The following is a 19,738-nucleotide window of genomic DNA, read 5'->3' on the forward strand; positions in this document are numbered from 1 at the left end:
GGGCCCCCGGGGGCGTACCCCGGGGGCCCTGTCATGTCTGGCGGGTCAGCGGACCATGCTGCCGACGACCGGCTTGGTGAGCAGCGCGGACTGGTTGCGCTGGATGCCCGGGTCGAGCGTCTTGGCCACGAAGATGGCGTGCCAGATGCAGAAGATCAGCACGGTCCACACCTTGCGGGAGTGGTCGGCCTCCTCCCGCTTGTGCTCGTCGAGCAGGCGCATCGCGTACGACAGGTCGATCAGGTCGCCCGCGCCCGAGGTGGCCAGCACGTGCCGCGCCCACTCGTACATCTCGCCGCGCAGCCAGACCCGGGTCGGGGTCGGGAAGCCCAGCTTCTTGCGGTTGACGATGGCCGGCGGCACGACGCCCTGGAGCGCCTGGCGCATCGCGTACTTGGTGGCCTCGGAGCGGGGCGGCAGCTTCAGGTCGACCGGGATGCCGGCGGCGACGTTGAACACCTCCCGGTCCAGGAACGGCACCCGCACCTCCAGCGAGTGCGCCATCGAGATCCGGTCGGCCTTGACCAGGATGTCGCCGCGCAGCCAGGTGTAGAGGTCGACGTACTGCATCTTGGTGACGTCGTCCAGCTCGGTGCACTCGGCGTAGATCGGCGCGGTCACGTCCGTGTAGCGCACCGAGGGGTCGTAGCGGCGCAGCAGGTGCTGCTTCTCCTCCTCGGTGAACATCCGGGCGTTGCCGTAGTAGCGCTCCTCGATCGGGGTGGTGCCGCGCTCCAGGAAGCTCTTGCCCTTGACGCCCTGCGGGATCGCCTTGGACACGGCGCGCAGGCCCTTCTGCACACCGTCGGGCAGGCTGTTGACCGCGTTGAGCGACAGCGGCTCCCGGTAGATCGTGTAGCCGCCGAAGAACTCGTCCGCGCCCTCGCCGGAGAGCACCACTGTGACGTGCTCGGCGGCCTTCTTCGCCACGAAGTACAGCGGCACCAGCGCCGGGTCGGCGACCGGGTCGTCCAGGTGCCAGACGATCTTCGGCAGCGCGTCGATCATGTCCTGCGGCCCGATCTTGGTCGGGATGGTGGTCACGTCGAGGTGCCGGGCCGAGTCCTGGGCCACGTCGATCTCGGAGTAGCCGGGCACGTCGTAGCCGACCGTGAAGGTGAGGATGTTCGGGTTGAACTCGCGGGCCAGCGCCACCACCGCTGTGGAGTCGATGCCGCTGGACAGGAACGAGCCGACCGGCACGTCCGAGCGCATGTGCATCCGTACGCTCTCGCGCAGCGTCTCCCGGATGTCGTGGTAGAGCCGCTGCTCGTCGGAGACCGGGGCCGGCCGGAACACCGGGCGGTACCAGCGGCGCACCTCGATCCGGCCGCCAGGGGTCCAGGTCAGGTACTCCCCCGAGCCGATCCGGCTGATCCCCTTGTGCAGGGTGCCCGGCTCGGGCACGTACTGCAGCGTCAGGTAGTGGCTCAGGTTCGCGGTGTCGATACCAGCGTCGCCCTGGTACGCCGAGTGCGCGAACGGCAGCAGCGCCTTCTTCTCCGAGGCGAGGTAGAGGCCGTCCTGTGTCTCCAGGTAGTGCAGCGGCTTGATGCCGAAGTAGTCCCGCGCGCCGAAGGCCCGCCGCTCCTGCCGGTCCCAGATCACGAACGCGAACATGCCGCGCAGCTTGGTGAGCACCTGCTCACCCCAGTAGTGGTAGCCGGCGACGATCACCTCGCCGTCGCCGTTGGTGGCGAACTGGGCGCCGTAGTCGCGGATCAGCTCCTCGCGCAGCTCGATGTAGTTGTAGATCTCGCCGTTGAAGGTGAGCAGGTACCGCCCGCCCGCGTACGGCAGGGGCTCGTGGCTCAGCGCCACGTCGATGATCGCCAGGCGCTTGTGCGCGAACACGCCGTCCGCGTACCGGCCGGAGGCGTCGCCGACCACCTCGACCCCTGTCTCGTCCGGGCCGCGGTGGTGCAGGCACTCCAGTGCGCCGGCGATGTTGTCGCGGTGGGCGGCGGCGTCGCCGCGCGCGCTGAAGAAGGCCAGGAGTCCGCACATGGCCGCCATCTTTCCACGCGCCGGAAGCCACCGTCGCGGCACCGCAGGCACCTCCCGCTGTCGTGCGCGCGGTACCGTCGGGACCAGCGACGAGGCTCAGGGAGGGGCGGATCATGGCCGAGGAGCGGACCGGGCAGGGCAAGGCGGCGGACGGCACGGAGTCGCACGACCCGGATTTCCCGGAGGCGTTCCTGTCGTTCATGCGGCAGGGCTGGCGGGACACCGAACTGCCGGTCACACCGCGCGCAGAGGTGCCCAACCACGCCAAGCGCCGGGCCGCGCTAGCCGAGGCCTTCCCGGGCGAGACGCTGGTCATCCCCACCGGCAACGAGAAGGTACGCGCCAACGACACCGACCACCGGTTCCGGCCGGGCAGCGACTTCGCGTACCTGACCGGCGACCTAGAGCCGGACAGCGTCCTCGTGCTGCGGCCGGGCGGCGAGGCCACGCTGTTCATGCGGCCCCGGTCGTCCCGGGCGACCGACGAGTTCTTCCGCAGCCGCCACGGCGAGCTGTGGGTGGGCCGCCGGCCGACGCTGCGGGAGAAGTCGACCGAGCTGGGGCTGCCGACGGCCGACCTGAGCGAGCTGGACGCCGCGCTGGCCGAGCTGGCGCCGGGGCGTACCCGTGTGCTCCGCGGTTTCGACGCCCGGGTGGACGCGGCGGTGCGTCAGTACGACGGCGCGCGCGCCGAGGGGCAGCCCGGCCGCGACCGGGAGCTGGCGATCGCGATCGCCGAGCTGAAGCTGGTCAAGGACGAGTGGGAGATCGCGCAGCTCCAGGAGGCGTGCGACGCGACGGTGCGCGGCTTCGAGGACGTGGCGCGGGCACTGCCCGCCGACCGCGGGGTCTCCGAGCGGCTGCTGGAGGGCGTCTTCGCGCTGCGTGCCCGGCACGACGGCAACGACGTCGGCTATGGCTCGATCGTCGGGGCCGGCGAGCACGCCACGATCCTGCACTGGGTGCACAACCACGGCGCCACCCGTCCGGGTGAGCTGCTGCTGATGGACATGGGCGTGGAGAACCGCAACCTCTACACCGCCGACGTGACCCGGGTGCTCCCGGTCGACGGCCGGTTCACGCCGTTGCAGCGTCAGGTCTACGACGCGGTGTACGCCGCGCAGCAGGCCGGCATCGAGATGTGCCGGCCCGGCGTGGCGTTCCGGGACGTGCACCTCGCCTCCATGCGGGTGCTGGCCGAGGCGTTGAAGGATCTCGGGCTGCTGCCGGTCAGCGTGGACGAGGCGATGGACCCGGCCTCCACGGTCTACCGGCGGTGGACGCTGCACGGCACCAGTCACATGCTCGGCATCGACGTGCACGACTGCGCCAACGCCCGCAAGGAGACCTACCGCGAGGGGCCGCTCGGCGAGGGGTACGTGCTCACCGTCGAGCCGGGGCTCTACTTCCAGCCGGAGGACGAGCTGGTCCCGGAGGAGTTGCGGGGCGTCGGCGTGCGGATCGAGGACGACATCCTGGTCACCGCCGACGGCCCGGTGAACATGTCGGCCGGGCTGCCGCGCGCCTCCGCCGAGGTGGAGACCTGGCTGGCCGAGCAGCGTGAGGCGGGCCCCCGCCTGCCTGGCTGATCCCCCGCGGCCGCGAACTCCCTCGGGCCCCACCACCGCGCCTTTCCGGCAGGTGGTGGGGCCCGCCGCCGTACCGGGCCGTTCCCGTACCGCTCACGTGGTTGGTCACCGACCGCCGTTCGTGGGAGGAATGCGGGCTTTTTTCGGATAAGTCTTCCTCGCGAGGAACCTTCTCATACGGTGCTGATCAGAGGCTACAACCGGTTTGTAGCTGGTCGCCCGGCCTGGGGCGGTGCGACCCGTTTGGGAAGAACCGAAAGGGCTCTCATGTCGAACGACGTAACGACACCCGACGGCGGCGCGCCGATGGCGCCCCCGCCGCGGACGAGCAAGCGGCGGGCGCTCTGGGTCGCCACCGGCGTGGCCGGGCTGACCGGCGTCGTCGGGCTGGCGGCACTCGGCGGTCTCGCCGCCCGCGACGACAAGTCCGGCACCGAACCGGTGGCGGAGAACCACGCCGCCGCGCCGCAGAACGCCAGCGACGACTCCCGCGCCGAGGGCGGGAAGGGCGGCGAGAAGGGCGAGGACGGATACGGCAAGGACGGCCGCGACCGCGGCGAGTGGGGCCCGGACAAGGGCGAGTGGGGCAAGGACGGCAAGGACGACCACGGCAAGACCCGCGAGGTCCCCTGCAAGGACGACGCCCTGATCGACGCCCTCGAACTGGCCAACCGCGACCACGGCGGCACCATCAAGCTCGCCGAGAACTGCACCTACGAACTCGGCGTCAAGGACCGCAAGTTCGGCTCCGCCCTGCCCGAGATCAAGCAGGACGTCACCATCAAGGGCAACAACTCCACCATCAAGCGCGACGCCGAAGACACCTTCCGCATCTTCCGCGTCGTCGACGGCGGCGACCTCACCCTCAAGGACCTCACCGTCAAGGGCGGCAACGCCAACGAGTTCAAGTACCCCGGCGGCGGTGGCCCCGCGCCGACGGCGCTCGTCCCGGACGGCAAGGACGACGACAAGCGGTTCGAGGGTGACGGCGGCGCGCTCCTGGTGGAGCGTGGCGGCAGCGCGCACCTGTCGAACGTGAAGCTCGTCGACAACAACGCCGAGGGCGACGGCGGCGCCATCGCCAACTACGGCCGCACCTGGCTCAAGGAGAGCAAGGTCGTCGGCAACCACGCCCAGGGCGACGGCGGCGGCGTCTACAACGAGGGCATCCTCAAGGTCGAGGAGACCCACGTCGACGACAACACCGCAGGCGGCAACGGCGGCGGCATCGCCAACGGCGGCGGTGAGCACCACGACGGGCCGGTCGACCTGACCTCGGCCGCGAAGCCCGGCAAGGGCGACAAGGGCGAGCACGGCAAGCACCACGCGGGCACGGTCGAGATCATCGGGGCGCACGAGGGCAAGGACGCCTCGCTGAGCACGCTGAGCCACAACCGGGCCGGCCACAACGGTGGCGGTCTGTTCAGCAGCGGCGGCTGGGTCACCGTCTCGTTCACCGCGATCGGCGGCAACGTCGCCTGCGAGAACGGTGGCGGCGTGTACGCCGAGAACACCGACCTGCTCCTGGAGAAGGTCCACGTGGCGGGCAACCACGCCGACGGCGACGGCGGCGGCGTGGTGACGACCGGTGGTCGGGACTGGGCCGGTAACGGCGCCGAGAAGGACGGCCTCGCGGGTAGCGCCACGATCGCCGACAGCGCCGTCGTGGACAACACGGCCGGCCGGTTCGGTGGCGGCATCTTCAACGGTGAGTGGCTCGTCAAGATCGAGGACGGCTTCATCGTCCGCGACCACGACAAGGACGACAACGCCACCCTCACCATCCGCGACACCGACATCAAGGGCAACACCGCCCTCAACGGCGGCGGCATCTTCAACAACAAGGCGAAGATCACCCTGACCAAGACCCACGTCACCAAGAACACCGCCACCGACTCCAGCAAGCTCCACCGGGTCGCCGGCGGCGTCCTCAACAACGAAGGACGCGTCAAGCTCGACGACAAGTCCCTCATCAGCAACAACGACCCCACCAACTGCGCCAACACCGTCGAGGACTGCTTCAACTGACGGAACCACCACATAACCGGGAAGCCCTCCTCGCGCCGTGTCGCGAGGAGGGCTCCCACCCCGGACAGCCCGGCTGGCCGTGGTGTCCCCCGCCGGGGCATCCGGGCCGCACTGCGCCCGCCCATCCCACCTACACCCTTATGCGGGTTTTTTTCGTGTATGACCACGAGGCGAAGAAGGTTCTCATACGGTCATCTTCAGCAGCTACAACCGATTTGTAGCGAAGGCCGCCTCGCCAGGGCGAAGCGACCTTGTCAGGTACAAGGAGAGGGCAGAGAGCTCCGATGTCCAACTACCTTCGCAATAACGATGACGCCACCAGCAAGACCATCTCCCCGCTCCGGCGTCGCCGGATGTGGCTCGCCACCGGCGTTGTGGGCCTGACCGGAGCGGTCAGCCTCGCCGGCGTGGCCTACGCGACCACCGGGGCCACCGGCCCGCACCGGCTCGCCGACGTCAAGTGGTCGACCACGCAGCAGCTCAGCGACGGCGACTACGGCGACAAGGGCGCCGAGGGCGAGTACGACAAGGACGGGTACGACAAGGACGGGTACGACAAGGACGGGTACGGCAAGGACGGCAAGGACCGCGGCAAGGAAGGCCGCGACCGCGGCGAGTGGGGCCCGGACAAGGGCGAGTGGGGCAAGGACGGCAAGGACGACCACGGCAAGACCCGCGAGGTCCCCTGCAAGGACGACGCCCTGATCGACGCCCTCGAACTGGCCAACCGCGACCACGGCGGCACCATCAAGCTCGCCGAGAACTGCACCTACGAACTCGGCGTCAAGGACCGCAAGTTCGGCTCCGCCCTGCCCGAGATCAAGCAGGACGTCACCATCAAGGGCAACAACTCCACCATCAAGCGCGACGCCGAAGACACCTTCCGCATCTTCCGCGTCGTCGACGGCGGCGACCTCACCCTCAAGGACCTCACCGTCAAGGGCGGCAACGCCAACGAGTTCAAGTACCCCGGCGGCGGCCAGCCGCCGGCCGCCGCCCCGGCTGTCGCGGCCCCGGCTGTCGCGGCCCCGGCTGTCGCGGCCCCGGCTGTCGCGGCTCCGGCCGCGGCGACCACGGCCGCCGCTGTCACGCCCGTCGCGGACGGCATGAACGGCGGCAAGGACGACGACAAGCGGGTCGAGGGCGACGGCGGCGCGCTGCTCGTCGAGCGTGGCGGCAGCGCCTACCTGGACAACGTCAAGCTCGTCGACAACAACGCCGAGGGCGACGGCGGCGCCATCGCCAACTACGGCCGCACCTGGCTCAAGGAGAGCAAGGTCGTCGGCAACCACGCCCAGGGCGACGGCGGCGGCGTCTACAACGAGGGCATCCTCAAGGTCGAGGAGACCCACGTCGACGACAACACCGCAGGCGGCAACGGCGGCGGCATCGCCAACGGCAGCGGCCTGTCCGGTGGGCACGGCCCGGCGGCCTCCGCCGCGCCGAAGGGCTACGACCCGAAGGGCAAGCACCACGAGGCCGGCATCGTCGAGATCTTCGGCTCCGACCACGGCAAGGACGGCGTCAAGTCCACCCTGTCGGACAACCGCGCCGGCAAGAACGGCGGCGGTCTGTTCAGCAGCGGCGGCACCGTCACGGTCTCCTTCACCGCCATCACGGGCAACACCGCCTGCGAGAACGGTGGCGGCGTGTACGCCGAGAACACCGACCTGCTCCTGGAGAAGGTCCACGTCGCCAAGAACCACGCCGACGGCGACGGTGGCGGTGTGGTGGTCACCGGTGGCAAGCACTGGGGCTACCCGGACAACAAGGAGCACGCCAGCGCCACGATCGCCGACAGCAAGATCGTCGACAACACCGCCAACCGCTTCGGCGGCGGCATCTTCAACGGTGAGTGGCTCGTCAAGATCGAGGACGGCTTCATCGTCCGCGACCACGACAAGGACGACAACGCCACCCTCACCATCCGCGACACCGACATCAAGGGCAACACCGCCCTCAACGGCGGCGGCATCTTCAACAACAAGGCGAAGATCACCCTGACCAAGACCCACGTCACCAAGAACACCGCCACCGACTCCAGCAAGCTCCACCGGGTCGCCGGCGGCGTCCTCAACAACGAAGGACGCGTCAAGCTCGACGACAAGTCCCTCATCAGCAACAACGACCCCACCAACTGCGCCAACACCGTCGAGGACTGCTTCAACTGACCTGACGGCCCGGGGTACGCGACCGGCCCCCTGCCACGAAACGTGGCAGGGGGCCGGTCGGCCGTGCGGTCAGCTCTGGACGAACACCGCCACGCTGCGCGCGGGCACGGTGAACGTGCCGGCGGCCCGGTCGAACGACGCGGTACGCAGCGCCGGGTCGGCCGAGTCCCGCAGCACCGGATGCAGTGCCACGTTCGCCCCGCGCAGCCCGGTGACTGTCTGCTTCGCCGTCTCCGGCGTGGCGTTGAAGACGACTGTCACCGACTTCCACCTCCCGTCCAGCCCTCGCGCGTCGAGGGTCATGGTGAGCACGCCCGGGGTCTCCTTCGTCCCGGACAGCGGGAACGCCACCCGCTTCTGCACCTGGGCGGCGGTGTCGAGCCCGAACACCGGCGAGGACCGGCGGACGCGCAGCAGCTCCGCGTACCGGGCGTCGGCCAGGTCGATCGCCGCGCAGTCCGGCACCAGCGACGGATCGGCCAGCAGCGGCTTCGCGTACGACCACTTGTCCTTGTTGTCGGCCTCCGGCGGCAGGCCGGCGCCGAACCCGTTGCCCTGGGCGCAGTCCCACCGGATCTGGTTGAACCAGTCACCGGAGTTGTACGAGTTGCGGTCCAGCGACTTCGAGCGCAGCCGCTCCGAGCCGGTGGTCACGAACCCGGCACCCTGCCCGAGCGCGGTGGTCGCCAGCGCGAGCACCTGCATCCGGGCCCGGTCCTGCGCCGAGGTCCCCTGCGGCAGCTTGTACGCCAGCGCGTCGTACAGGATCTCGTTGTCGTGCGCGTCGACGTAGGTGACCGCCTCGCCCGGCGCGGCGGTGTACCCGGCCGGGGCGCCGTTGTAGTCGACCTGCGCCCCGGTGACCCGCTTGCCGGTGGAGTCGGTGAACCGGTAGCCGCGCAGGTTCCCGGTCAGCCCCACCTTGATCAGGTCGTGCTGGTGCAGCAGCCGGGCCCGCTGCTCGGCCGCCGAACCGTTGACGTCGTCGCCGTTGGGGTCGGTGTAGAGGCCGGAGGCGAAGCCCTGCGCCCGCGGGTTGGCGTCGAACGGGCCGCCGCCGCGCACCGCGTCGCGGAGCCGGTCGTTGAATGTGCCGACGCCGGTGCCGGCCATGTTGGCCTGGGTGGCCTGCGTGAACCGGGCGTCGTCGGCGACCTCGCCGAAGTTCCAGCCCTCGCCGTACAGCAGGATCTTGCGGCCGTCCACGCCGTCGCGGGCGAGCGTGAGCTTGTCCAGCGCGGCCCGTACGGCGAGGATGTTCGCCCTCGGGTGGTGGCCCATCAGGTCGAACCGGAAGCCGTCGACCTTGTACGCCTTGGCCCAGGTCACCAGCGAGTCCACCACGAGCTTGCCCATCATGGCGTGCTCCGGCGCGGTGTTGGCGCAGCAGGTGGAGTTGGCGACCGTCCCGTCCTCCAGGAGCCGGTGGTAGTAGCCCGGCACCACCTGGTCGAGCACCGACTTCGGGTCGGCGCCGGCGGCCGAGGTGTGGTTGTAGACCACGTCCATGACCACCCGCAGCCCGGCCTTGTTGACTCCGGCGACCATCTGGCGGAACTCGGTGGTGCGCTTCGCGCCGTTCGGGTCGGTGGCGTACCCACCCTCGGGCACCGTGTAGTGCAGCGGGTCGTACCCCCAGTTGTAGCCGTCGGTGCCGGCGACCGCCGCGACGCACTTCTGCTGCTCGTCGGAGTCCGGCGGCAGCGCGGCCAGGTCGCAGTTCGGCCGGGCCTGGTCGGCCCGCTTCTCCGGGATGGTGGCGAAGTCGAAGGCCGGCAGCAGGTGCAGGTGGTTGACCCCGGCGTCGCCGAGCTTGCGCAGGTGCTTCATGCCGGCGCTGTTCGGGTCGGTGAACGCCAGGTAGGTGCCCCGCCGGTCGGCGGGGACCGTGGTGTCGGCGATGGAGAAGTCCCGTACCGACAGCTCGGAGATCTGGACCTTGGACGCCGGCGGCGCGGCCGGCTTGCGCAGGTTCGCCCAGCCGGCCGGCGCGAGCGCCGGGTCGGTCAGGTCGACGATCTGGCTGTGCGTGGAGTTCGGCGCGAGCGCCACCGAGTACGGGTCGGTCACCGACGCGGTGACCATCTTCTGCGTGGCCGGCTGCCACGCCTGCACCCGGTAGCGGTAGTAGCGGCCGTTCCACGCCTTCGTGCCGCGTACCGACCAGACGCCGGTGCGGTCGTCGCGGCGCATCGCCACGGTGGCCGGCTGGGCCGTGGGCGAGTCGAACAGTTCCAGCGACACGGTCCGCGCGGTCGGAGCCCACACCGCCAGGGTGGGCACCCGGCCGGCGAACGTCGGCCCGAGCTTCGCGCCGGTCGCCGCCGCGTAGACGTCGTCGAGCACGCCGGGGATCTGCACGCCGGTGGCGGCGAGCAGCGCGCCCTCGGCGTCCCGCTCGGTCACCACGATCTGGCCGCGCAGCGCCGCCGGCACCCGGGCCAGGTCGGCGCGGTCCAGCGAGAAGGCGCGCGAGGCCCAGAGATGGGGGTACGCCTGCCGTTGCGCCTCGGTCAGCCCGTTGCGCTGCGCCCGCAGCGCGATGGTGGTGTACGTGCCGGTCAGCTCACCGTCGGCGAGGCCGATCCCACCGGCCGGGGCGACTGCCAGCGCGTACCGCCTGCCGTCGGTCGGCCCGGTCGCCCACGCCACCGTGGACCTGTCGATCCACTGCGCCTTCTGCTTGGTCAGGTCGAGATCCTTGGCGGCGCCGGACGTGGTGGTCGGCAGCAGCCGTCCCTTCACGCCGGCGAGCAGCCACACCTCGCGCCCGGCGGTGGCGAAGTCGAGCCGCTGGTCCTCGGGCTGATCCTTCTCGTCGCCTCGGTGGATGATGTAGCTCAGCCCGGTCGCCCCGGCGGCGAGGGGCACCCGGAACACCGCGCCGTACGCGTCGGTCTTCTCCGGCTTGAGCGGGGCGGCCCAGTCGGTCGGGTTGGCCGCGCCGTCCCACAGGTGCAGGCCCCAGCCGTCGTAGTTCCCGTCGGCCTTGCGCCAGTGGATCAGCGCGGTGTCCTGGGCGACGGGCGGGTCGGGTTCGCCGGTGGCGGCCTGCCGCGTCGGGTAGACCGCCGGGTCGCCCTGCTTGACCCAGATCTCGCCGGTCGCAGTCACGTCGATGGTGCGGTCGTTCGCGACGTCCTTGTTGCCGTCGCCGTCGATCACGAGGAACCCGACCGTCTTCGCACCGGGCTTGAGCTTGACCCAGGCGAACCGGCCGTACGAGTCCTCACCGGCGAACGGCTGCCCGGCGGGCCATTCCGTCACGTACGCCGGGTCGATGTCGCCCCAGGCGTAGAGCCGCCAGTCGTCGTACCCGCCGGCCGGACGCTGGTAGTGCACGATCGCCCAGTCCCGCGACGCGCCCTGGGCGGGGGTGCCGACGGTGCCGGTGGCCCGGGCGGTGGCGGTGCGGCCCTTGCCGTCGCGGACCACCGCCTTGTACTCCACGCGGGTGCCGCCGGGCAGGCCGGTCAGGTCGTGGTGCACGGTGTACGGCGCGCGGTGCGCGGTGCCCAGCAGCGTCCACTTGCCGCCCGCGACCCGGGCGGCGAACGTGACGGTGGCGAGCGGGTCGCCGGTCACCTGGGCGGTGACGGCGGCCTTGCCGGGGACCGGGGTGTCGCCCGGCTCGGTGATCGTGATCTTCGGTGCCCCGGCCTGCGGGATCGCCCGGTCGGCCTTGAGCACCAGCGCCGACATGGCCGGCACGGTGACGCTCAGCTTGCCGTCCGCGCCGGCGGTCGCGCCGGTGGCGCCGCCGTACACGCCGGTGAAGCGGGCGCCGGCCGACCAGGTGTCCACTGTGACAGTCTGCGGCGTCGCGGCGTTGTTCACCGCCGCCACGTACTCGATCCGGTCGGTGGGCAGGACGCGGGAGAACGCGAAGACGCCCGGCCCGTCGGCCGCGTACCGGGTCACCTGCACGCCGTCGCGCAGCGCCGGGTGCGCCGTCCGCAGCTCGCCCAGCTCGGCGATGGTCCGGTAGAGCGGGTGGCGGGTGTCGTACTGGTCGGCGGCGTGGGTGCGGGTGGTGCCGATCAGGTCGTCGTCGAGGTAGTCGGCGGTCCGCGAGGCGAACATGTCCTGCCGGGCGTCCTTGTCGCCGCCCGGTCCGGTGAAGCCCTGCTCGTCGCCGGAGTAGACGACCGGCTGGCCGCGGGTGAGGAACATGAGCTGGTGGGCGAGCCGGCTGCGGTTCAGCTGGGTGGCGTCGTCACCGCCGGCGGCGGCGACGAACGAGCCGATCCGGCCCATGTCGTGGTTGCCCAGGAACGTGGTGAGCCGGTTGGCGTTCGTGTCCCGCGCGGAGTACAGGTCGTCCTTGGCGTAGACGTCGGCGAGCGTCTTGGCCGAGCCGTCGGCGGCGGCGTACCCGCGTGCCGCCTCCTGGAACGAGAAGTCGAGCGTGGCGGGTAGTCCGCCCTGCCGAACGTAGGTGGACTGGATCTCCTGCTCGGCGCTGTAGACCTCGCCGAACATGAAGAAGTCCTTCTTGCCGGCCTTCGCGGCGGCGGCGTCGATGCCGCGGGCGAACTGCGGCCAGAAGTCGAGGTTGGCGTGCTTGACCGTGTCGAGGCGGAACCCGTCCACGCCGGCCTTGCCGATCCACTGGGCGTAGATGTCGGTCATGCCGCGGACCACCTCGGGACGCTCGGTCCACAGGTCGTCGAGGCCGAAGAAGTCGCCGTACTCGCTGTTCTCCCCGGCGAAGGTGGAGTCACCGCGGTTGTGGTACATGGTCGGGTCGTTCAGCCACGCCGGTACCTTGACCTTCGCGTCGGCCGGGGTGGCGAACACCGGGGTGTACGGGAACGACGTCGAGTTCACCGCCGGGAACTTCCGGGTGCCGTCGGCGTAGTTGCGGTCCTCGAAGGGACGCCCCTGCGCGTCGCGGTACGGCGCGGACTTCTTGTCCACGTAGCCGTACTTGTCCTCGGCGTACCGGATGACGTCGGCGGTGTGGTTGACGATGATGTCGAGGTAGACCTTGATGCCCCGCCGGTGGGCCAGGTCGACCAGCTTCTTCAGCTCCGCGTTGGTGCCGAAGTGCGGGTCGACCTGGGTGAAGTCGGTGATCCAGTAGCCGTGGTAGCCGGCCGAGACGTCCGCGCCGGTGCCCTGCACCGGCCGGTTCTTGAAGATCGGCGCGAGCCAGATGGCGGTGGTGCCGAGCCCCTGGATGTAGTCCATCCGGTCGATCAGGCCCTTGAGGTCGCCACCGTGGTAGAAGCCCTTGTCGGCCGGGTCGAGGCCGGTGGTGAGCCGGCCGCCGGTCAGACCGCCGGTGTCGTTGCGCTTGTCGCCGTTGGCGAACCGGTCGGGCAGGACGAAGTAGAACTGCTCGGCCTTGGCGGTGCCGGTGCCGGCCTTGAGGAGCGCGTCGGGGGACGGCTCGCGGTTCCACTGCGGAGCATTGCCGGCGGCCAGGACGTCGGGGGTGGCGGCCGGGGCGGTGGCGTCGGCGCCGAGCTGGTGGAGGGCCACCGGCACGCCGACGAGAGTGAGTACGAGGGAGGTGACCAGGGCGAGCAGCGCCTTGGGGGATATCGGCGGCGGTTTCATCGACGGCCTTTCTCTGGTCGCTGATTCGCCCGCACGCTAGCCCTTGCCGAAACATTCTGCAATACCTTGCAAACCATGCCGCAACAAAGCAGTCACCTTGCAAGAGGAGACACTCGCGCCGGCCCCGACCGGACCGCCGGATCTAGCGGTCGGTGCAGGGCGTGCCGTCGACAGTGCAGCTCACCGGCCGGGTGCCGGCCCGCTCGATGTGGAACCGCACCGGCACGGACTGCCCGGGGGCCAGGTCGAACCCGCTGCGGTAGGTGAACACGCCGTCGTCGAAGCGGAACACGCCCTGCTCGGCGCCCTCGACCCAGGCGGTGACCAGCCGGCCACCGGGGAACACCGCGCGCACCGTCCAGCCCTGCGGCGTACGCGCGGTGTTGACCAGCAGCACCTCGCCGATGAAGCCGCCGTCGAAGGCGCTCATCACGCTGTACCGGCCGGTCACCGCGGACGGCGGCGGCGCGGGAGGCGGCGGCGGGGGCAGCACCGGCCGGGCCACGCCCCGAGGGCTGGGGGTCGGCGCGGCCGGCGTCGGCCGGGCGGGCAGCACCGTGGACCGGGGAGACAGGCCCGGCACCACCGGAGCGGTGGCGGCCACCGGCGACGGGCCGGTGGCGCTGACCGCCGTGGGCGTCAGCGGGACGTGCGGCAGCGACATCACCGGATCCGCCGGACCGGCCGCCGGGAACGTACGCCGGCCCCGCACCGAACCGAGCGCCACCACCAGCAGGACCACCATCACGACCACGCCCGCGGCGACGAGGATCCAGGGGGACGAGGTCATGGCGGTCCCGGGCTGCGGGCCGGGACGACGCGTGCGGGACATGGTCCTCCTGTCGGGGTCCGGGCCAGCGTAGCCACACGGACCGGGTCGCGGCGAGCACTCCGATCGGGGCCTGCCGCACGGCGCGGGCACCTGATACCTTGCACGCCGATCAATGACCACAATGGCTCGTCGAGCCGGTAGGACGGTTGGCCAGTGAGTGAGTGGCAGGGCAACATCCGGCGGGCGTCCACGGCGGACGCAGCCGTCGTGACCGCGATCCTCGCCGAGGCGTTCATGCGGGATCCGGTGAGCGGCTGGGTCTTCCCGGCCGACGACCACCGCGCCCGGGTCCATCCCGCCTTCTTCGGACCGTTCGTCGCGCTGGCGCTGCGCACCGGTGAGGTGCACGTCGCCGGCGACGGCCTGGGCGCCACGCTCTGGCTGCCCACCGGCGAAGGACACGACGCCGACGAGGGCGACGAGTTCGACGAGATGGAGGCCGCGATCGGCGCGGAGGCCATGAAGCGGTTCGGTGTGCTGGACGAGATGATGAGCGCCCGGCACCCGGCTGAGCCGCACTGGTACCTGCCCTTCATCGCGGTACACCCCGACCATCACGGCAAGGGCGTCGGCTCGGCGCTGCTGCGTAACAAGCTGGCCGAGCTGGATCAGGCCGGCACCGCGGCGTACCTGGAGGCCAGTTCGCCGCGCAACGCCGCGCTCTACGAGCGGCTCGGATTCCGGCGCCGCCCGCTCACGCTGGACCTGCCGGAGGGCCCCAGCCTCTACCCGATGTGGCGCGACCCGGCCTGACCGGTACCGTCCCGCCCCGGCTCGGCCCGGGGCGGGACGTCATCGCCGTACCGTCGTGGTGGTGACGTCGAGCGCGCCCACGACGGCGGCGAGCAGCCCTTCGAGCTGAGCCGGCAGGAACCGGCGGCAGTCGCGCATCCGCGTGGCCACCTGCGGATCGAAGATGTGCGTGGCCAGCCCGACCGCCTCGGCGAGGGTCGCCAGCAGCAGCGTGCCCGGGTCCAGTTCGGCCGGGGACGAGTGCATCAGCATCGCGGTCAGCCGCACCCGCGGTGAGGCCGCCTGGTTCGGGTCGATGGCCGGCCAGCGCACCATCCGGCCGATCAGCTTGCCCTGCTCGCGCCGCAGCACGCCGGCGGTGACCAGCCGGGTGCCGACGCGCTCGTTGATGTTGAGCTGGGTCCGCAGGTAGCGGATCCACAGCCGGGCCGGATGCGCACCCTCGCGGCGCAGGATCTCGGTGATCAGCAGGTCGGTGAGCGGCTCCTGCCACAACCGCGGATCGACAGCGGCGATCCCCCCTCCGTCGAGGGCGATCCGGCCCTCGAACATCAGCTCGGCGAGCGCGGCGCCGGCCAGCCCGCACTCCAGCCGGTCGACGGCGACATGTGGCTTGCCGGTGAACTCGTCGTGTCCGATAAGGAACAGCGCATCCGCAAGCCGGTAAGTGGCCTGCGCCCCGGGGTAGGTCATGGTCCATCCTCGAACGGTGGCCGTGATCGTCGACACGGGACGGTACGGCATGACCACGCACAGCTCAATTCCGGCCGATCACGCGCACCCCAATCGATATCGAAGCGGGGTTGTCACGATCAGTGATCACCAATACCCTGCTTCAGGTTGTTCCGAAGTAGACACCTCAATCCCCTCACCCCCTCCCCTGGAGAAGCCTTGTCCTCCGATCCGTTCTTCTCCGACGGTGGGCTGCGCCGCGGTCGTCTCGGCACCGCCCACCTCGTCTTCTTCACCGTCGCCGCGTCCGCCCCGCTGACCGTTCTCGGCGGTGGTGTCACCACCATGTACGCGGTCAGCGGCAACATCGGCGCCGCGCTCGGATACGTGCTCCTCGCCGCCGTGCTGGCCGTCTTCGCCACCGGCTACGCCGCGATGAGCCGGTACGTCGCCAACGCCGGCGCGTTCTACGCGTACATCGCCAACGGTCTCGGCCGGGCCGGCGGGGTGGCCGGCTCGGCTGTCGCACTGGCGGCGTACAACGCGATCCAGATCGGTCTCTACGGCCTGCTCGGCGCGATCCTGGGCGACTTCATGGACGCCAAGACCGGCATCAGCCTCGACTGGTGGGTCTGGGCGCTGCTGGCCTGGGTGTTCATCGGCGCGCTCGGCGTCCTGCGCATCGACCTCAACGCCACGGTCCTCGCGGTGCTGCTCATCCTCGAGTGCGTGGCCGTGCTGATCTTCGACCTGGTCGCCTTCGCCAACCCCGACGGCGGCACCGTCACCACCGCCGGCATCAGCCCCGGCCACCTGTTCGGCGCCGGCTTCGGCGCGGTGCTCGCGTTCACCATCGCCTCCTTCACCGGCTTCGAGAGCGGCGCCATCTACAGCGAGGAGGTCAAGGACCCGCGGCGCACGGTCGCCCGGGCCACCTACATCGCGGTCGCGTTCACCGGCCTGTTCTACGCCTTCTCCGCCTGGGCGCTGACCGTGCTCACCGGTCCGGAGAACGCCCCGGCGGCCAGTGCCGAGGCGGGGCCGGGCATCATCTTCGGCGCACTCGACCAGTACACCGGCGCGGTCGTCGCGGACATCGCCAACGTCCTGTTCATCACCAGCGTGCTGGCCGCCCTGCTGTCGTTCCACAACGGCGTGGCGCGTTACCTGTTCGCCCTGGGCCGGGAGCGGGTGCTGCCGGGCTTCCTCGGCGCCACCTCCAGCCGCAGCGGCGCGCCCGTCGCGGGCTCGCTCGTGCAGAGCGTCCTCGCAGTGGTGGTGTTCCTGGCGTTCGCGATGACCGGCCGTGACCCGGTCATCGACCTGTTCACCTGGCTGTCCGGCGCCGCGGCCGTCGGCGTCGTGCTGCTGATGACACTCACCTCGGCCTCCGTGGTGGGCTTCTTCCGGGGCCGTCCCGGCCCGGAGAGCGCGTGGCAGCGGGCGATCGCCCCGGCGCTCGGCACGGTCCTGCTCACCGCCGTGCTGCTGGTGCTGCTGTTCAACTTCGACGCGCTGCTCGCCCCCGACACCGCGAGCTACCTGAAGTGGCTGCTGCCGGCGATCCCGGTGGCGGCGGGCGTGGTCGGCCTGATCTGGGGCGCGATCCTGCGCACCAGCCGACCGGAGACGTACCGCCGGATCGGCCAGGTCACCGAGGAGGGCCTGCACGAGCCCGGCCTGCACCCGGCCCCCGAGGCCGACCGCTGGGCCGGCGCCCACCACCGCTGACGCCCGTCGGTGCGGCGGCCGGCCACGCGGGCCGGCCGCCGCACCAGCACGATCAGGCGGTACGGATGACGGTGCAGATGACCGGGCCGTCCTCGGTGGTGCGCAGCAGGTAGCGGTAGCGCTCGCCGGGCACCGCACCGCCCTGGCTGTCCAGGAACTCCCAGCGCACCGCCACCTCGGTGAGCAGCGCCGAGATCTGCTGCACGTCCTCGATCTGCGCGTTCGCGGCGACGAGTTCCCGCTCCTGGTAGTCCGGTGCGGCGCCGACGAAACTGAGCGCCACGGCCGCCGGCGAGGTGAACAAGAAGCTGTAGGTGTCGGCGACCACCAGCCCGGGCAGGGCGTAGCAGCCGGCGATGGCCGGCACGTCGGCGGTGGTCAGCGCCACGCCGTACCGGTCGAAGAAGTCGGTGAGCGTGTCGAGGTCGGTGGAAGCCGTCACGACGCTCCTCATTACCGGCACGCCCCGGCGGCAAACCTGGTCAGCGCGGCGGGATCCGCACCTCGATCTCGGCACCGAGGTGCGCGCCGCCGTTGAGGGCCAGGTCGTCGCCGCTCCAGAACCGCCCCGGGTCGTACCAGTTGGGCCGTCGCCCGGCGGGCAGCAGGCCCATCGCCTCGTAGGTAACAGCGACCACCTCGGCGCAGTACGCCGTCTCCAGTGCTGCGGCGTTCTCCCTGCTGGTGTCGCCGATCCTGCTCGTGTCGGCGGTCCTGCTGGTGTCGGCGGTCCTGCTGGTGTCGGCGGTCCTGCTGGTGTCGGCGGTCATGGTGGTGTCGGCGGCCCTGCCCCGGAGGCCGCCGAGGCTCAGGCGGGGCGGGTGCGGCAGCCGCCCCCGGGCCCACCGCCAGGCGAGCTGCGCGGTGGACGGGAACGGCGTCCCGTCCAGACGAGCCACGGTACGCAGCACCGCCTCCTCCATCGCCGTGTCGGCCGGCGGTTCGAGCTGGCGCAGCCAGCCCCGCTGGCCGTACCGGTTGCCCCAGACGCAGACCGCGTCCCGGAGGTCGTGCAGCTGCACGCCGCGCTGGTGGGTGCCGGTCCACATGTCCGGCAGCGAACGGCCCAGCTCGGCGTGCCACATCAGCGGCGGCATGTCGTCGAGCACCACGGCCATGCCCACGTGGTTCACCGGGCTGTTCGTGGTGAGCTGGATGGCCCGGTCGGGCACGCTACGTCCGCGGAACACCCACAGATCGCCGGTGCGGGTCAGCTCCACGGCCTCGTCCAGGCTGATGCTCATGGAGGACTACCCTATGCGGATGCGGCAACGGATGCGGTGGTGGAAGGTACTCGGGCTCGCGGGTCTCGCCGGCGTCGCGGCGACCGGCGTGGTGGTGGCGCGGGCCGAGCGGCGGCGCCGGGCGTACACCCCGGAGGAGATCCGGGACCGGCTGCGCGAACGGCACGCCAAGGCGTCCTCGTCGTCCTGACCGGACAGTCGCGGGCGGCGGATTCTCCTACCATCGCCATGATGGGAACCGTTTTCTGGGAGGGCCCGTTCGTCCTCGATCCCCCGCCCGCCGCCGTTAAACGGCACGGCGACGTCGACCTGCACGTGCCCGCCGGCGACGGCCGGCATCCCGCGGTCGTCGTCGTGCACGGCGTACCGGGGCCGCCCGAAGCACCCGACGCGCGGGACTGGCCGCTCTACCGCGGCTACGGCGCGCTGCTCGCCGAGGCAGGCGTGCTGACCGCGATCCCCCGGCTCACCGTCGCGAGCCCGGACGACCTGTACACGGTCGCCGCGCGGGTCGCCGCCGCCGCCGAAATGCTCCGCGCCGACCCGCGCGTCGACGCCGACCGGCTCGGGCTGTGGTTCTTCTCCGGCGCCGGCCTGCTGCTCGGCGACTGGCTCCGCGACCCGCCCGCCTGGCTGCGGGGCGTGGCCGCCACCTATCCCCTGCTGGCGCCGCTGCCCGGATGGCCGCCGGTGGACCCGCGCTTCCGCCCGATCGACGCCCTCGACCTGCCCGCCGGCGCAGGTGTCGGAGCCGCGCAGACGGAGGGCGCGGCACGGCCGACGCTCGTGCTGACCCGGGCCGGGCGGGAGCGGCCCGAGGTCGCCCCGACGATCGAGGCGTTCACGGCTGTCGCGCGGCGGCGAGGGATCCCGCTGTGCGTGGTGGACGTGCCGAACGGGCAGCACGGATTCGACGCGCTGGACCACACCGAGGAGTCCCGCGACCCCGTCCGCACCGCCCGCGACACCCTGCTCACCCTGCTCACCGCCCCCTGACCGCCGGCACGCACCCCGCCCCGTCGATCATGAAGTTGACGGCGTTTCCTGTCCGTTCTGTCGCCGCCAACTTCATGATCGACGCTCTGGAGTGGTCGGGTCGGGTGCGGCCGGCCGAGATCTTGGTAGGAAACGGCTTCTCTGAGGGCC

The 19,738-nt window shown here is 71.3% G+C and carries 13 protein-coding genes; 7 read left to right on the forward strand and 6 right to left on the reverse strand.

Annotated elements, in window-relative coordinates:
• Nucleotides 1-45: 45 nt before the first annotated feature.
• A complete protein-coding gene (gene asnB, locus MICAU_RS21195; RefSeq protein ID WP_036311876.1) occupies nt 46-2,007 on the reverse strand; it encodes an asparagine synthase (glutamine-hydrolyzing) in 1,962 nt (653 codons plus the stop codon).
• A gap of 113 nt (nt 2,008-2,120) precedes the next feature.
• Between asnB and MICAU_RS21200 the strand changes: the two genes are divergently transcribed.
• From MICAU_RS21200 to MICAU_RS21210, 3 genes are all read left to right on the forward strand, one after another.
• The gene (locus tag MICAU_RS21200; RefSeq protein ID WP_013287388.1) at nt 2,121-3,596 is read left to right on the forward strand and encodes an aminopeptidase P family protein; all 1,476 of its coding nucleotides are present in this window, start codon (nt 2,121-2,123) and stop codon (nt 3,594-3,596) included.
• Between the two features lie 267 nt (nt 3,597-3,863).
• Entirely contained in the window at nt 3,864-5,624 is a 1,761-nt protein-coding gene (locus tag MICAU_RS21205; protein WP_013287389.1) for a hypothetical protein, read from the forward strand.
• Between the two features lie 284 nt (nt 5,625-5,908).
• The gene (locus MICAU_RS21210; RefSeq protein WP_013287390.1) at nt 5,909-7,795 is read left to right on the forward strand and encodes a collagen-like domain-containing protein; all 1,887 of its coding nucleotides are present in this window, start codon (nt 5,909-5,911) and stop codon (nt 7,793-7,795) included.
• A 69-nt stretch (nt 7,796-7,864) separates the two neighbouring features.
• On the opposite strand, the gene pulA is transcribed toward MICAU_RS21210, so the two are convergent.
• Nucleotides 7,865-13,360: a pullulanase-type alpha-1,6-glucosidase gene (gene pulA / locus MICAU_RS21215; protein ID WP_013287391.1), complete on the reverse strand. Its 5,496-nt coding sequence runs from the start codon at nt 13,358-13,360 to the stop codon at nt 7,865-7,867.
• A gap of 142 nt (nt 13,361-13,502) precedes the next feature.
• On the reverse strand, nt 13,503-14,192 hold the full coding sequence (locus tag MICAU_RS21220; protein WP_013287392.1) for a cellulose binding domain-containing protein: 690 nt from the start codon (nt 14,190-14,192) through the stop codon (nt 13,503-13,505).
• A 153-nt stretch (nt 14,193-14,345) separates the two neighbouring features.
• Here MICAU_RS21220 and MICAU_RS21225 point away from each other — a divergent pair, with 153 nt between their 5' ends.
• Nucleotides 14,346-14,945, forward strand: a complete 600-nt coding sequence (locus tag MICAU_RS21225) for a GNAT family N-acetyltransferase (RefSeq protein WP_013287393.1) — start codon at nt 14,346-14,348, stop codon at nt 14,943-14,945.
• A 39-nt stretch (nt 14,946-14,984) separates the two neighbouring features.
• Here the strand turns inward: MICAU_RS21225 and MICAU_RS21230 are convergent, their stop codons facing one another.
• On the reverse strand, nt 14,985-15,638 hold the full coding sequence (locus MICAU_RS21230) for a GOLPH3/VPS74 family protein (RefSeq protein ID WP_013287394.1): 654 nt from the start codon (nt 15,636-15,638) through the stop codon (nt 14,985-14,987).
• Between the two features lie 198 nt (nt 15,639-15,836).
• On the opposite strand from MICAU_RS21230, the gene MICAU_RS21235 reads away from it, so the two are divergent.
• Nucleotides 15,837-17,348 (forward strand): APC family permease, encoded by a 1,512-nt coding sequence (locus MICAU_RS21235; RefSeq protein ID WP_013287395.1) that lies wholly within the window; start codon nt 15,837-15,839, stop codon nt 17,346-17,348.
• 52 nt (nt 17,349-17,400) lie between these two features.
• Here the strand turns inward: MICAU_RS21235 and MICAU_RS21240 are convergent, their stop codons facing one another.
• Both MICAU_RS21240 and MICAU_RS21245 read right to left on the reverse strand, forming a co-directional pair.
• Nucleotides 17,401-17,790 (reverse strand): DUF6841 family protein, encoded by a 390-nt coding sequence (locus MICAU_RS21240; RefSeq protein WP_013287396.1) that lies wholly within the window; start codon nt 17,788-17,790, stop codon nt 17,401-17,403.
• Nucleotides 17,791-17,830: 40 nt separating this feature from the next.
• Nucleotides 17,831-18,592 (reverse strand): hypothetical protein, encoded by a 762-nt coding sequence (locus MICAU_RS21245; RefSeq protein WP_013287397.1) that lies wholly within the window; start codon nt 18,590-18,592, stop codon nt 17,831-17,833.
• Here MICAU_RS21245 and MICAU_RS32530 point away from each other — a divergent pair.
• Together MICAU_RS32530 and MICAU_RS21250 are read left to right on the forward strand one after the other, a co-directional pair.
• The gene (locus MICAU_RS32530) at nt 18,591-18,782 is read left to right on the forward strand and encodes a hypothetical protein (RefSeq protein WP_139135452.1); all 192 of its coding nucleotides are present in this window, start codon (nt 18,591-18,593) and stop codon (nt 18,780-18,782) included. The genes MICAU_RS21245 and MICAU_RS32530 overlap by 2 nt on opposite strands.
• Before the next feature lie 41 nt (nt 18,783-18,823).
• On the forward strand, nt 18,824-19,588 hold the full coding sequence (locus tag MICAU_RS21250) for a hypothetical protein (RefSeq protein ID WP_244879645.1): 765 nt from the start codon (nt 18,824-18,826) through the stop codon (nt 19,586-19,588).
• Nucleotides 19,589-19,738: the final 150 nt, after the last annotated feature.

The organism is Micromonospora aurantiaca ATCC 27029, assembly GCF_000145235.1.
GTDB classification, from domain to species: domain Bacteria; phylum Actinomycetota; class Actinomycetes; order Mycobacteriales; family Micromonosporaceae; genus Micromonospora; species Micromonospora aurantiaca.

Bases quoted from the DNA above. Each gene is read 5' to 3' on its own strand.
- MICAU_RS21220 (WP_013287392.1), bottom strand. From the start codon at position 14,192: ATGTCCCGCACGCGTCGTCCCGGCCCGCAGCCCGGGACCGCCATGACC.
- MICAU_RS21205 (WP_013287389.1), top strand. From the start codon at position 3,864: ATGTCGAACGACGTAACGACACCCGACGGCGGCGCGCCGATGGCGCCC.
- asnB (WP_036311876.1), bottom strand. From the start codon at position 2,007: ATGTGCGGACTCCTGGCCTTCTTCAGCGCGCGCGGCGACGCCGCCGCC.
- pulA (WP_013287391.1), bottom strand. From the start codon at position 13,360: ATGAAACCGCCGCCGATATCCCCCAAGGCGCTGCTCGCCCTGGTCACC.
- MICAU_RS21230 (WP_013287394.1), bottom strand. From the start codon at position 15,638: ATGACCTACCCCGGGGCGCAGGCCACTTACCGGCTTGCGGATGCGCTG.
- MICAU_RS21210 (WP_013287390.1), top strand. From the start codon at position 5,909: ATGTCCAACTACCTTCGCAATAACGATGACGCCACCAGCAAGACCATC.
- MICAU_RS21250 (WP_244879645.1), top strand. From the start codon at position 18,824: ATGGGAACCGTTTTCTGGGAGGGCCCGTTCGTCCTCGATCCCCCGCCC.
- MICAU_RS32530 (WP_139135452.1), top strand. From the start codon at position 18,591: ATGGAGGACTACCCTATGCGGATGCGGCAACGGATGCGGTGGTGGAAG.
- MICAU_RS21245 (WP_013287397.1), bottom strand. From the start codon at position 18,592: ATGAGCATCAGCCTGGACGAGGCCGTGGAGCTGACCCGCACCGGCGAT.
- MICAU_RS21200 (WP_013287388.1), top strand. From the start codon at position 2,121: ATGGCCGAGGAGCGGACCGGGCAGGGCAAGGCGGCGGACGGCACGGAG.